Annotated in this window: 12 protein-coding genes and 1 pseudogene; 6 read left to right on the top strand and 7 right to left on the bottom strand. The window is 60.8% G+C overall.

The genetic code is table 11. The features are described 5' to 3' along the window. Nucleotides 1-19: 19 nt before the first annotated feature. From QYQ93_RS01370 to QYQ93_RS28465, 5 genes and pseudogenes are all read right to left on the bottom strand, one after another. Complete coding sequence (locus tag QYQ93_RS01370) at nt 20-2,080, bottom strand: diguanylate cyclase (protein ID WP_338476122.1); 2,061 nt, start codon at nt 2,078-2,080, stop codon at nt 20-22. Next, nucleotides 2,077-2,955 (bottom strand): endonuclease/exonuclease/phosphatase family protein, encoded by an 879-nt coding sequence (locus QYQ93_RS01365; RefSeq protein ID WP_043048339.1) that lies wholly within the window; start codon nt 2,953-2,955, stop codon nt 2,077-2,079. The genes QYQ93_RS01370 and QYQ93_RS01365 overlap by 4 nt, the downstream gene beginning before the upstream one ends. Nucleotides 2,956-2,965: 10 nt before the next feature. Then, nucleotides 2,966-3,601 (bottom strand): thiol:disulfide interchange protein DsbA, encoded by a 636-nt coding sequence (dsbA, locus tag QYQ93_RS01360; protein ID WP_043048338.1) that lies wholly within the window; start codon nt 3,599-3,601, stop codon nt 2,966-2,968. A 168-nt stretch (nt 3,602-3,769) separates the two neighbouring features. Next, nucleotides 3,770-4,396 (bottom strand): c-type cytochrome, encoded by a 627-nt coding sequence (locus tag QYQ93_RS01355; RefSeq protein ID WP_043048337.1) that lies wholly within the window; start codon nt 4,394-4,396, stop codon nt 3,770-3,772. 33 nt (nt 4,397-4,429) lie between these two features. Continuing rightward, nucleotides 4,430-4,537: pseudogene (locus tag QYQ93_RS28465) on the bottom strand (cytochrome c5 family protein); the annotation flags it as partial. A gap of 305 nt (nt 4,538-4,842) precedes the next feature. Here QYQ93_RS28465 and yihA point away from each other — a divergent pair. Continuing rightward, nucleotides 4,843-5,484, top strand: a complete 642-nt coding sequence (gene yihA / locus QYQ93_RS01345; RefSeq protein WP_043048336.1) for a ribosome biogenesis GTP-binding protein YihA/YsxC — start codon at nt 4,843-4,845, stop codon at nt 5,482-5,484. Between the two features lie 268 nt (nt 5,485-5,752). On the opposite strand, the gene polA is transcribed toward yihA, so the two are convergent. Further along, a complete protein-coding gene (polA, locus tag QYQ93_RS01340) occupies nt 5,753-8,548 on the bottom strand; it encodes a DNA polymerase I (protein ID WP_043048335.1) in 2,796 nt (931 codons plus the stop codon). Between the two features lie 74 nt (nt 8,549-8,622). Between polA and QYQ93_RS01335 the strand changes: the two genes are divergently transcribed. Further along, nucleotides 8,623-8,913: a DUF2782 domain-containing protein gene (locus QYQ93_RS01335; protein WP_016978788.1), complete on the top strand. Its 291-nt coding sequence runs from the start codon at nt 8,623-8,625 to the stop codon at nt 8,911-8,913. Between the two features lie 55 nt (nt 8,914-8,968). Beyond that, a complete protein-coding gene (locus QYQ93_RS01330; RefSeq protein WP_043048332.1) occupies nt 8,969-9,922 on the top strand; it encodes a homoserine kinase in 954 nt (317 codons plus the stop codon). Nucleotides 9,923-10,087: 165 nt separating this feature from the next. Here QYQ93_RS01330 and QYQ93_RS01325 read toward each other — a convergent pair whose 3' ends face one another. Next, complete coding sequence (locus QYQ93_RS01325; protein WP_217880982.1) at nt 10,088-11,017, bottom strand: zinc ABC transporter substrate-binding protein; 930 nt, start codon at nt 11,015-11,017, stop codon at nt 10,088-10,090. A gap of 58 nt (nt 11,018-11,075) precedes the next feature. Here QYQ93_RS01325 and zur point away from each other — a divergent pair, with 58 nt between their 5' ends. The 3 genes from zur to znuB are packed head-to-tail and all read left to right on the top strand — an operon-like array spanning nt 11,076 to nt 13,109. Further along, nucleotides 11,076-11,558, top strand: coding sequence for a zinc uptake transcriptional repressor Zur (gene zur / locus QYQ93_RS01320; RefSeq protein WP_043048330.1), 483 nt, complete (start codon nt 11,076-11,078; stop codon nt 11,556-11,558). After that, nucleotides 11,558-12,328, top strand: a complete 771-nt coding sequence (gene znuC / locus QYQ93_RS01315) for a zinc ABC transporter ATP-binding protein ZnuC (protein ID WP_043048328.1) — start codon at nt 11,558-11,560, stop codon at nt 12,326-12,328. The genes zur and znuC overlap by 1 nt, the downstream gene beginning before the upstream one ends. Further along, entirely contained in the window at nt 12,321-13,109 is a 789-nt protein-coding gene (znuB, locus tag QYQ93_RS01310) for a zinc ABC transporter permease subunit ZnuB (protein ID WP_043048326.1), read from the top strand. Before znuC ends, znuB begins: the two co-directional genes overlap by 8 nt. The last annotated feature ends 9 nt before the right edge of the window (nt 13,110-13,118 follow it).

Genomic DNA, 13,118 nt, shown 5'->3' with positions numbered 1-13,118 from the left:
TTACAAAATGGAACATCTTTTATGCCGCCTGTACCTGGTTCCGTCCCGCCGCCTTCGCCTTATACAGCGCTCCGTCGGCGCGCTTGAGTGCCAGGTCGCTGCGCTCGCCGGGCTGAAACTGCGCCACGCCCATGGACACCGTGATCGTCACCGGTTCGCCCTTGAAGTGGAACGGGCAGGCGGCGATGGCCCCGCGCAACACCTCACCCACGGCCAAGGCATCCGCCAAGGTTGAATCGGGCATCAGCAGCACGAACTCTTCGCCGCCGAAGCGTGCGATGAAGTCGGTGGGCCGCAGGCGCTTGCTCAGCACATTGGCAATGATCTTCAAGACCTTGTCGCCCGCCAGGTGACCGTAGCCGTCGTTGATACGCTTGAAGTGATCCAGGTCGAGCATGGCCAGCGACAGACTGTTGCCGCGCTGATGCCAGGCGTTGACTTCATAATCGAGACGCTCGCTCCAGGCTGCACGATTGGGCAGGCCGGTGAGCGGATCGATCAAGGCTTTCTGGCGCTGTACTTCCAAGTGCTCGCGGTAACCCAGGGCTTCCTGTTCCATGTTGGCCACCCGCTCCGCCAGGCCTTTGAGGCGTGCGGCCACTTCCTGTTCGCGCTGGTCGCGCTGCTGCTGATGGGCGTCCATGGTGCCTAGCAAGCCTTCGAGGTGGCTTTCGAGCACTTGCTTGAGGCTGTCCAGATCGGCGGCGTCCTGCACGCTGCTTTGCAGCCCGTCGACCTGTTCACGGATCTGCGTATCCAGTTCCCGCGCAGCCAGGCTGCTATCGGCATGGTCTGCGCTGGCGACCTGCAGATGACCCTGGAATGCCTCGAGGCGCTCGTTGAGTTGCTTGAGGTAAGCCTCGAACTCATGCTGGCCGCTGTCAGTGATCGCCAGCATCAGCACCGCCAAGTCATCGAGGATCGGCAGCAGTTCGTACCAGTTCAGGCCATGGGCAAGACGCTCACGCATGGCCTCGGCCTGGGGCCGGTGGCGCTCGGGCAACGACAGGTCTTCCAGCAAGCCGAGTAAAGTGTCTTCAATGTGCTTGGCCACCGAGCTGTAGGACGGTTCGGGCGAATCAGGCAGGGCGTATATCCCGCCTGATTGCAGGTCGTCTGGCTCGGGGCTTTCCAGCACAGGCGGCAGAGACAGGCTGCCGATGGTGGTTTCATCGGGTATGTCTACTTGAACCTGCGGTGCTTCGATAAAGGCAGCGAGTGCACTTTCATGCGCAGGCTCCGCAATCGGTGGCTCCTGCCTATCCGGTTCAGATGCTTGCGTAGACGCAACTGCTGGCGACTCAAGAGCGGGCGCCTCGACTACAGGTGCGTCGCTGACGTGTTCCACTTTGGCCGGTGAAACAGCCTCAGGCTTCAAGGCCGCAGGTGTTTGCGGCAGCGGCGCAAAGGCACGCAAGGCTTGTGTCAATTCGTCCGATTGCGTGGGCTCTTGCGACTCGGGCGCTGGTTGTGGCGCAGCGGTCTTCGGCGGCGCCACGTGCGCTGGAGACAGTGGCTCAGCGTCGGCCACCGGGGCTTCACTCGATGCATCCTTACTACCAAACAGACGTTGCAGCAGACCCGGACCCGGACGTACGGTTTCGCTCTCAGGCTCCAGGTTATTCAGTGCCTGCCCTTGCAGGCTGCTCAGCTCACTGAGCAGCAGCGGTATCTCCCGCGCCTGCCCGACGCGGCCATCGAGCTGCTTGGCGAAGGTTTTCAGCGGCCGCGCCACCTCGCGGGGCAGCGGGAGCTTTTGCAACTGGGCAACCAATGCGGTGAGCGCGGTGCTGATCTGGTCGATCCGGGTTTCGCGGCGCTGCTCGGAATCGAGCACGGCCTTTTCCAAGCGCGGCAGCAAGGCGGCGAGGGCTGCGTCCATATCGTCGGTACGCACGACATCACGCATTTCCTTCATGCATTGATCGACGGCGCGATCGGTCCCCTCAGCGGCCAGCGTGCTGCGTACCAGCCCGCGGCGCAGCAGGTCGAGGCGGGCAGCCCAGCGGCGTTCGAGCTTGTCTTGCTGCTCAATGCTCTTGAGGTATTTCTCTTTCCAACGCTGGGCGTCGTCGCTCATGCAAGGGGTCCGCTGGTGCCTGGGCTCAACACGGGGAATGCATCAGCCGTGAGCGAACCCGGCAAACGAATCTCTACCGCAACCGGCAGGTGGTCAGAAATGGGCTGAGCCAGTACCTGCACGCTTTCCAGCGTAAGGGTCGGGCTGAGCAAAATATGATCAAGGCAACGCTGCGGGCGCCAGCTCGGGAACGTGGCCTCGACTTGCGGCGCCAATAGTCCGAGGTCGCGCAGCGGAGAATTCTGCAACAGGTCATTGGCATGGGTGTTCATGTCACCCATCAGCACCTGATGCTTGTAGTTGCCAATCATGTCACGCACGTAGGCCAGTTGCAGGTTGCGCGTGCGCCCGCCGAGCGCCAGATGCATCATCACCACCACCAAGGCTTCCGGGCCTTCGCCGAAACGCACAAGGATCGCTCCGCGCCCCTTTGGGCCCGGCAATGGGTGATCTTCGATGGCGGTGGGTTTCAGGCGGCTGAGCACGCCATTGCTGTGCTGCGCCAGGCGCCCGAGGTTGCGGTTGAGTTGCTGGTACCAATAAGGGAAAGCACCGAGCTGGGCAAGGTGTTCCACCTGATTGATGTAGCCGGAGCGCATGCTGCCGCCGTCGGCCTCCTGCAAGGCGACCAGGTCGAAGTCGTTGAGCAGCGTGCCGATTTTCTGCAGGTTACCGGCCCGACCATTGTGGGGCAGCAGGTGTTGCCAGCCACGGGTAAGGTAGTGCCGGTACTTCTCGGTACTGATACCGACCTGGATATTGAAGCTGAGCAGGCGCAGACGGCTGTCCGGCGGCAGCCCCGTGGACTCCAGGTGGTGCTCGTTGACCTGCGGGTCATGCAGGCCAACAGCGCGTTCGGTACGCCAGCGGCGCATAACGAGCCCCTTACTTGGCTGCCCGCTCTTTGGCGATCAGCTGGTCGGCGACATTGAGGGTCTGCTCAGGACCACCGGTAGAGCCCAGGTCGAAACGGTACTTGCCGTTGACGATCAGGGTCGGAACGCCTTGCACGCCGTACTTCTGTGCAAGTTCCTTGGCCTGCTTGATCTGGCCCTGGATGGCGAAGGAGTTGAAGGTGGCCAGGAACTTGTCCTTGTCGACACCCTGGGTGGCGACGAAGTCAGCCATTTCGTCCGGCTTGGTCAGGCGCTTGCCCTGTTTCTGGATCGCTTCGAAGACGGCGTTGTGGACCTTGTGCTCCACGCCCATGGCTTCCAAGGTCAGGAACAGTTGACCGTGAGCGTCCCACGGGCCACCAAACATGGCAGGGATACGACGGAAGTTAACGTCCTGGGGCAGCTTTTCAGCCCATGGGTTGATGGTCGGTTCAAAGGCATAGCAATGCGGGCAGCCGTACCAGAACAGCTCCACCACTTCGATCTTGCCTGGCACCGAAACCGGAACCGGGTTGCTCAGTTCGACATAGGTTTTACCGGCTTCAAGCGGCACGTCGGCAGCTTGTGCGGTCATGCCGAAGAGGCTGGCAGTGACGAGAGCGGCGCTGAGGATCAGATTACGCATGCTTTACTCCTGGACAAATAAAGTCGCCTCACGCGACCTTTGTTGTGACAGGTCTACGCGGGCATGAGTTCGTTAGTGTAACGGCAGCGGCCACAAAAAAGGGCGGCCTGGGCCACCCTTTTTATGCTTGCATCGCGGGATTAATCGAGTGTTAACGTCGCGTGCAACTTAATGCAGGCCTTGGATATAACTGGAGACGGCTGCAATGTCTTCGTCACTCAGCTTGCGGGCGATGGTACGCATGATTGCCGCGTCGCCGTCGTTAGCTCGTCCAGCCTCTTCCTTACGGAAGTCGGTCAACTGTTTAGCGATATAGGTAGCGTGCTGACCACTCAGATGCGGGAAGCCGGCAGAGGCTATGCCAGCGCCGTTCGGCGAGTGGCAACCTGTGCAGGCCGGCAGGCCCTTTTCCAGATCGCCGCCACGGAACAGCTTCTCTCCGCGGGCAACCAGTTTAGGATCAGCAGCTCCCACACTGCCTTTCTGGCTGGCAAAATACGCCGCGAGGTCCGCCAGGTCCTGATCGTTGAGGTTGGTCAGCAAACCGGTCATTTCCAGCACCGTGCGCTTGCCATCCTTGATGTCGTGCATCTGTTTGCTCAGGTAGCGTTCACCCTGGCCTGCCAGTTTGGGAAAGTTCGGCGCCGGGCTGTTGCCATCCGGCCCGTGGCAGGCACCACACACGGCGGCCTTCGCTTGACCGGCAGTGGCATCACCTTTGACGGGGCCCTCTGCAGCGACGGCAGCGCCTGTGATGCCCAAGGTCAACAGCAGACTCACGATCAGTTTGTTCATCAGCTAATCCAACTACGGCTAAGGGTTTAAGAGTTATCTACCGGGTTTACTCACCATCAACTCAATGACGGCCTGGTAATCCTCAGTACTGCAGTCCATGCACAAACCACGCGGCGGCATTGCCTTGAAACCCTGGGTCATGCGTGGCAAAAACGTGACCACGCAAACTCGGTTGTACAGCGCTTCCGGATCCTGTGTAGCCTGAGCGCCATAAGCGGGTCCAGGACGCCAGAAGCGGCAACCATTGAGGCCATACATCGACCTTTTCAGGGTTTGAGAGCGTTTTGCGTTCTAATGCGCAATAAAGGTCTTTCGCTCCCGTGAACTTCATCCTTCGCTGGGACAAAGCACACACAAAATCTGCGGCATTATATACTGGCGCTACTGAAACGGAAACGACACCGCTTGCCGCACCCTTTTTCGGCACCGCCCACATCGGAAATCTCATGCAACTCAAGAATCCCATCCTCGGCCTGTGCCAACAGTCCACGTTTATGCTCAGCGCCGCCAAAGTGGACCAATGCCCCGATGACGAGGGCTTTGAAGTCGCCTTTGCCGGCCGTTCCAACGCCGGTAAGTCCAGCGCACTGAACACCCTGACCCACGCCAGCCTGGCACGCACCTCAAAAACCCCGGGCCGCACGCAACTGCTCAATTTCTTCAAGCTAGACGATGATCGGCGTCTGGTCGACCTGCCTGGCTACGGTTATGCAAAAGTGCCTATCCCGTTGAAGCTGCACTGGCAGCGTCACCTCGAGGCTTACCTGGGTGGCCGCGAGAGTTTGAAGGGCTTGATCCTGATGATGGACATCCGTCATCCAATGACCGATTTCGACCTGCTGATGCTCGACTGGGCTGTCGCCAGCGGCATGCCGATGCATATTCTGCTGACCAAGGCCGACAAGCTCACCTACGGCGCGGCCAAGAACACCTTGCTCAAAGTGCAGTCCGAAATCCGTAAGGGCTGGGGCGACGCGATCAGTATTCAACTGTTCTCAGCGCCAAAACGTATGGGCCTGGAAGAGGCTTACACCGTACTGGCCGACTGGATGGAATTGGCGGACAAGGGCGCAGAAGTTACCGAGTAACTTTCCTGCGGGCAAAAAAAACCCCGGACTTCGTATGGGGAGGGAAGTTCGGGGTCCAAGTTCCGGACCGCTAGGGCGGGGTCCAGATATCTGCCAACACTTAACACAACATAGGAGCATTGAAGGGCTTCACCACCCATTCAGTAACTCTGAGTCGCAATTCACAGGTTAAGTTCCGGCAGGCCCGAAAAACTATTGGAAATAACTGACGGCGATTTCCGATCTGAAGCGCTGCACCACCCCACGCAGGGGTGGCGCAGCCGCAGGATCAGTGCGCTTGGTCCCAGTTGTCGCCCACGCCCACATCCACCACCAACGGCACATCCAGCTGTGCTGCGCGACTCATATGTTCGCGAATCTTCTCGCCGACCTGCGCCACCAAGTCTTCGCGCACCTCAAGTACCAGTTCATCGTGCACCTGCAGGATCACCTTGGCATCCAGGCCCGACTCGGTCAGCCAATCATCCACCAACACCATGGCTTTCTTGATGATATCCGCCGCCGTTCCCTGCATCGGCGCGTTGATCGCTGTGCGTTCTGCCGCCGCGCGCTCCTGAGGCTTGTTGGAGTTGATATCCGGTAAGTACAGCCGGCGCCCGAAGAACGTTTCTACATAACCCTGGTCGGCAGCCTGGGCACGAGTGCGCTCCATGTACTCGCGAACTCCGGGATAACGGGCAAAGTAGACATCGATATAAGCCTTGGCGGTCTTGGTATCGACGCCAATGTCCTTGCCGAGCTTCTGGGCGCCCATGCCATAGATCAGGCCAAAGTTAATGGCCTTGGCGCTACGGCGCTGATCAGATGTGACTTGGCCCAGCTCGACCTTGAACACCTCGGCCGCCGTGGCCGTATGCACATCCAGATTATTGCGAAAGGCATTCATCAAGCCTTCGTCCTTGGACAGGTGCGCCATGATCCGCAGTTCGATCTGCGAATAGTCCGCCGCCAGCAGTTTGTAGCCCTTGGGCGCGACGAACGCCTGGCGAATCCGCCGTCCTTCGGCAGTGCGCACCGGGATGTTCTGCAAGTTCGGGTCACTGGAGGACAGCCGCCCGGTCGCCGCCACGGCCTGATGATAAGAGGTGTGGATGCGCCCGGTACGCGGGTTGATCTGCTCAGGCAGGCGGTCGGTGTAGGTGCTCTTGAGCTTGCTCATGCTGCGGTACTGCATCAGCACCTTGGGCAACAGGAAATCATCTTCGGCCAGCTTGGCCAGCACCTCCTCGGCGGTGGATGCCTGGCCCTTGCCGGTCTTCTTCAACACCGGCAAGCCCAGTTTTTCATAAAGGATCGCCCCAAGCTGCTTGGGTGAACCCAGGTTGAACGCTTCGCCGGCGATCTCGAACGCCTGGCGCTCCAGTTCAACCATCTTGTTACCCAGCTCGATGCTCTGGATACCCAGCAACGCCTTGTCCACCAATGCGCCCTGGCGCTCGATACGCGCCAGTACCGGCACCAACGGTATCTCGATATTCGTCAGTACACTGGCCAGGCTCGGGATCGCGGCCAGCTTCGCGTGCAGTTCCTGATGCAGGCGCAAGGTCACATCGGCATCTTCGGCGGCGTAAGGGCCGGCCTGCTCGAGGGCAATCTGGTCGAAGGTCAGCTGCTTGGCACCCTTGCCGGCGATGTCCTGGAAGCTGACCGTGTCGTGGTCCAGATACTTCTTCGCCAGGCTGTCCATGTCGTGGCGGGTCGCCGTGGAGTTCAGCACGTAGGATTCGAGCATGGTGTCGAAGGCGATACCACGCACAGTGATGCCCTGTGCAGGGTCGCCACCGATGGCGCAGTTGGCGAGGATGTTCATATCGAACTTGGCGTGCTGGCCAACCTTGAGTTTGGTCGGGTCTTCCAGCAGCGGTTTCAGGGCCAGCAGCACGGTGTCCCGGTCCAATTGATCCGGCGCGCCGATATAGGAATGGGTCAGCGGGATGTAGGCGGCTTCGTGGGGCCGCACAGCGAACGAGAGCCCGACCAATTGCGCCTGCTGGGCATCGATACCGGTGGTTTCGGTGTCGAAGGCAAACAACGGCGCATCGTGGAGTTTCTTCAGCCATACGTCGAACGTGGCCTGGTCCAGGATGGTGGTGTAAACCGCCTCTACCGGTACCGATATAACAGCCTCAACCAGCGTTTCGGCGACAGGCACAACCTCGCTCGCCGACTTAAGCTCCACGCGCTTGGCATCGCGCAGGATCTCTTCGTACCAGCTCTTGAACTCAAGCAGCGTGTACAGCTCCAGCAGCTTCTCGCGGTCTGGCTCGATCAGGTGCAGATCATCCAGGCCCACCTCCAGCGGCACATCGATCTTGATCGTCGCCAGCTGATAGGACAGGAACGCCATTTCCTTGTGCTCTTGCAGCTTGGCCGGCAGGGTCTTGGCCCCGCGGATAGGCAGGGTCGGCACAATATCCAACTGCTCATAAAGCTCTTTGAGGCCGCCATTGACCCCCACCAGCAAGCCGGAAGCCGTCTTCGGACCAATGCCCGGAACGCCTGGGATGTTGTCGGACGAATCTCCCATCAGCGCCAGATAGTCGATGATCTGCTCCGGAGCGACGCCGAATTTCTCCTTTACGCCCTCAACATCCATCGAACTACCCGTCATGGTGTTGACCAAGGTAATGTGCCCGTCGACCAACTGCGCCATGTCCTTGTCGCCGGTAGAAATCACCACCGGGCGGTCAGCGGCCGCGCTGCTGCGGGCCAGGGTGCCGATCACGTCATCGGCCTCGACGCCTTCGACGCACAGCAAAGGGAAGCCCAGGGCGATCACGCTCTGGTGCAGCGGCTCGATCTGCAGGCGCATGTCATCGGGCATGCTCGGGCGGTTGGCCTTGTATTCGGCGAACATTTCATCGCGAAAGGTCCCGCCCTTGGCGTCAAAGACCACCGCGAAGGGGCTGTCCGGGTACTGCTTGCGCAGGCTTTTGAGCATGTTCAACACGCCCTTGACCGCACCGGTCGGCAGGCCTTTGGAGGTGGTCAGCGGTGGCAGCGCATGGAAGGCGCGGTACAGATAAGAAGAACCGTCCACCAGGACGAGGGGCGATTGGCTCATGAGCAGGATCAACCTTTTCGGCGGGTCAGGCGCTAGAATAGCCGGACCAATGAAAACAAAGGGACAAGGTTATCATGCGTACATTCAATCGCCTGCTGTTGACCGGCTTGATTGCACTCGCTCCGATGGCTGCCATGGCGGCAGACAGTGCGCCTGGGGGTGATCCGGAAGTTACCATTCGCACGGAAGGCGACAAGACGATCCAGGAATACCGCCAGAACGGTTTCCTGTATGCGATCAAGGTCACGCCCAAAGGTGCACCGCCGTACTTCCTGGTGCGCGCTGACGGAACCGATGCGAACTTCATCCGTTCTGACCAGCCGGATATGCTGATCCCGTCATGGAAGATCTTCGAATGGAAATGATTTCTTAATTTTAACCGGCGCCGCCCACGGCCGCGCCCGTAACGGCAGTTTAACCATGTCTGTGTTTACACCCCTGGCTCGGCCCGAGCTGGAAACATTTCTCGCACCCTACGGGCTCGGCCGCCTGCTTGATTTCCAGGGGATTGCCGCCGGCAGCGAAAACACCAATTTCTTCATCAGCCTGGAACAGGGCGAGTTTGTCCTGACCCTGGTTGAACGCGGCCCGGTGGCGGAAATGCCGTTCTTCATCGAACTGCTTGACGTGCTCCACGATGCTGACCTGCCGGTGCCTTACGCTCTGCGCACCACCGATGGCATCGCTTTGCGCGAGCTCAAGGGCAAACCGGCCTTGCTGCAACCGCGCCTGGCTGGCAAGCACATCAAGGATGCCAACGCCCAGCATTGCGTCCAGGTCGGCGAGCTGCTCGGCCACCTGCACCTGGCCACTCAGGGCGCAAAGGTGCTGGAGCGCAAGACCGACCGTGGGTTGGATTGGATGCTCAGTGAGGGCGCGCAGCTGATTTCGCACCTCAACGACGCACAACAGCGCTTGCTGCAGGACGCGTTGAGCGAGATCGAAGCTCACAAAGCCGACATCCTCGCCCTGCCACGGGCCAACGTGCACGCCGACCTGTTTCGCGACAATGCGATGTTTGAAGGCACGCACCTGACCGGGCTGATCGACTTCTATAACGCTTGCTCGGGGCCGATGCTCTACGACGTCGCCATCGCCTTGAACGACTGGTGTTCGGATGCCGATGGCGTGCTTGACGGGCAACGTGCCCGGGCACTGTTGGGGGCCTACGCAGGGCTGCGACCGTTCACCGCGAAGGAGGCCGAGCTATGGCCGACCCTGCTGCGCGTGGCGTGCGTGCGCTTCTGGCTGTCACGACTGATCGCCGCCGAATCGTTTGCCGGGCAGGATGTTCTCATTCACGATCCCGCGGAGTTCGAACACCGCCTGGCGCAACGCCAGCAGGTCAGTGTCCACCTGCCGTTCGCGCTCTAAAGACCTGCTCGGGCAAAAATGTGGGAGGGGCGGTGCGACGATTCGACTTGCCCCCGATTGTGGTGGGTCAGCAACGGATATGTACTCGGTCTGATCCAACATCCTGGTTGGCTGTCAGGCCGCCATCGGGAGCAAGCCCCCTCCCACATTTGGCCCCATTGAGGCTTATAACGACTCCAGGCACCCTGCCAAGTCGTTGCCTAGCTTCTCCAGCACCTGCTCATAACCCTGGGCGGTAGCCGGGGTATAGCCACCCAACGCATCCAGCTCCGCCAACTTCACTGGCAACCCGGCCACCAGCGTCTCGGCCAATCGCGGCCGCAACGGCGGCTCGCTGAACACGCAGGTCTTGCCCACCTCCTGCAAGCGCGTGCGCATCGCCGCTACATGCTGGGCGCCTGGCTGCACTTCGGCGGCCACGCTGAACACACCGGCGTGCTTGAGGCCGTAAGCCTCTTCGAAGTAGTCAAACGCCTCATGAAATACGAAGTAAGGCTTGCCATCGACGCCCGCCAGTCGCTTTTTCAAGCGCGTATCCAACGCATCCAGGCGCTCACCGAAGGCTTTTGCGTTGCCCTGATAGCGCTCGGCATTCGCTGGATCAGCCGCACTGAGATCGGCAGCCATGCGCGTGGCGATTACCCGCGCGTTCACCGTTGACAACCATAAATGCGCATCGACGCTGCCAGGACGATGATCATGGTCATGTTCGTCGGCATCGTCGGCGTGGGAGTGGCTATCTTCGCCGAAAATACGTAATTTCATCCCAGGCAGGTCCTGGACGGCTACGGTAGCGGTCGTACGGCCTTTCAGCACGCGGGGCAGAAAGGTCTCCATATCCGGCCCGATCCAATACAACAGGTCCACCGACTGCACACGCCGTACATCGGATGGGCGCAATGCGAAGTTATGCGGCGATGCCCCCGGCGGCAGCAATACCTCCGGAACAGCCACCCCGTCCTGCACAGCAGCGGCAATCAGTTGCAACGGTTTGATGCTCGTCAGCACCTTGACCTCGGCCTGGGCGGCACTGGCAACGAACAAACTGGTGACAAATACGACAAAAACGGCAAAAAGTCGGGACACGATGACCACTCGATGGCGTAGGAACGGGTAACATAATAACGTCTCTATCAAATATCTGTCGCCGCTCATGCCTAAAACACCGCTTGCAAGCCGTCCCCACGACCACTCTCACTGCGTGCACACTGCATTGTCGGAGGCCGATACCCTGTGCGCGCAGAAAGGCTTGCGCCTGACCGCCTTGCGTCGCCGGGTGCTTGAGCTGGTATGGCAGAGCCACAAGCCGCTGGGCGCATACGACATTCTCGGCGTACTCAGCGAGCAGGACGGCCGTCGCGCCGCGCCGCCTACCGTATACCGCGCGTTGGATTTCCTGCTGGAAAACGGCCTGGTGCATCGTATCGCTTCGCTCAACGCCTTTGTCGGCTGCAACCACCCGGAGCACGCGCATCAGGGTCAGTTCCTGATCTGCCGCGAGTGCCACGCCGCCATCGAGCTTGAACAAAAAAGCATCAGTGACGCCATTATCAAGAGTTCTGCCGAGGTCGGCTTCAAGGTCGAAGGGCAAACGGTCGAAGTGGTCGGCCTGTGCGCGGGCTGCCAGGGGGCTTGATGAGCAACGCCTTAATCCGCCTGGAACAGGTCGGCGTCACATTCGCCGGGCAAAAGGTGCTGGATAACATCGCGCTGAGCGTGGAGCCTGGGCAAATCGTCACCTTGATCGGGCCCAATGGCGCCGGCAAGACCACCCTGGTGCGCGCCGTACTCGGCTTGCTCAAGCCCGACAGCGGCAGCGTGTGGCGCAAGCCCAAGCTGCGCGTGGGCTATATGCCGCAAAAGCTGCATGTGGACCCGACGTTGCCGCTGTCCGTATTGCGCTTCCTGCGTCTGGTGCCCGGCGTCGACCGCGCCCGCGCGCAGGCCGCACTCAAGGAAGTCGGCGCCGAGCAGGTGATCGACAGCCCGGTACAAAGTATCTCCGGCGGCGAAATGCAGCGTGTGCTGCTGGCCCGTGCTCTGCTGCGCGAGCCGCAGCTACTGGTACTCGATGAGCCCGTACAGGGCGTCGACGTCGCCGGCCAGGCCGAGCTTTACAGCCTGATCACCCGCTTGCGCGACCGCCATGGCTGCGGCGTGCTGATGGTCTCCCACGACCTGCACCTGGTGATGAGCACTACCGACCAGGTTGTCTGCCTCAACCGCCACGTATGCTGCTCCGGCCATCCGGAGCAGGTCAGTAGCGACCCGGCTTTCGTCGAGCTGTTCGGCAAAAATGCCCAGAGCCTGGCGATCTACCACCACCATCACGACCACGCTCATGACCTGCATGGTGCCGTCGTCGATACTCCCCACGTCCATGGAGATAGCTGCAAGCATGGCTGATTTTCTGCTCTACGCCCTGCTGGCAGGCTTGGCTCTGGCACTGGTGGCGGGCCCATTAGGCTCGTTCGTGGTCTGGCGGCGCATGGCCTATTTCGGCGACACCTTGTCCCATGCCGCGCTGCTGGGCGTGGCCATGGGCTTCTTGCTGGATGTTAGCCCGGCCATCGCCGTGACCGTGGGCTGCCTGTTACTGGCGGTGCTGCTGGTGACCCTGCAACAGCGCCAGCCGCTGGCCTCCGACACGTTACTGGGCATCCTCGCGCCGAGCACCCTGTCCCTGGGCCTGGTGGTGCTGAGCTTCATGCATGAAGTGCGCATCGACCTGATGGCTTATCTATTCGGGGATTTGCTGGCGATCAGCCCGACCGACCTGGCCTGGATCCTCGGCGGCAGCGTGGCCGTGCTGACGCTGCTGGTGACCCTGTGGCGGCCGTTGCTGGCGATCACGGTGCATGAAGAGCTGGCCACGGTGGAAGGCTTGCCGGTGCCCGCCCTGCGCATGGCGTTGATGTTGTTGATCGCGGTGGTGATTGCTGTCGCGATGAAGATAGTCGGCGTATTGTTGATCACGTCGCTGCTGATCATTCCCGCCGCCGCCGCCCAGCGCCATGCTCGCTCTCCGGAGCAGATGGCAATCGGCGCCAGCTTCCTGGGGATGCTGGCAGTGTGCGGGGGCCTGGCGCTGTCCTGGTTCAAGGACACCCCGGCCGGACCGTCGATTGTGGTTACGGCGGCCGCCCTGTTTCTGCTGAGTTTTGTCCTGCCCCGTCGAGGGGTGTAGACTTGCTCG

The organism is Pseudomonas khavaziana (assembly GCF_036704165.1).
Taxonomy (GTDB): Bacteria; Pseudomonadota; Gammaproteobacteria; order Pseudomonadales; family Pseudomonadaceae; genus Aquipseudomonas; species Aquipseudomonas khavaziana.
This window is presented reverse-complemented; position numbering and strand designations above follow the sequence as displayed.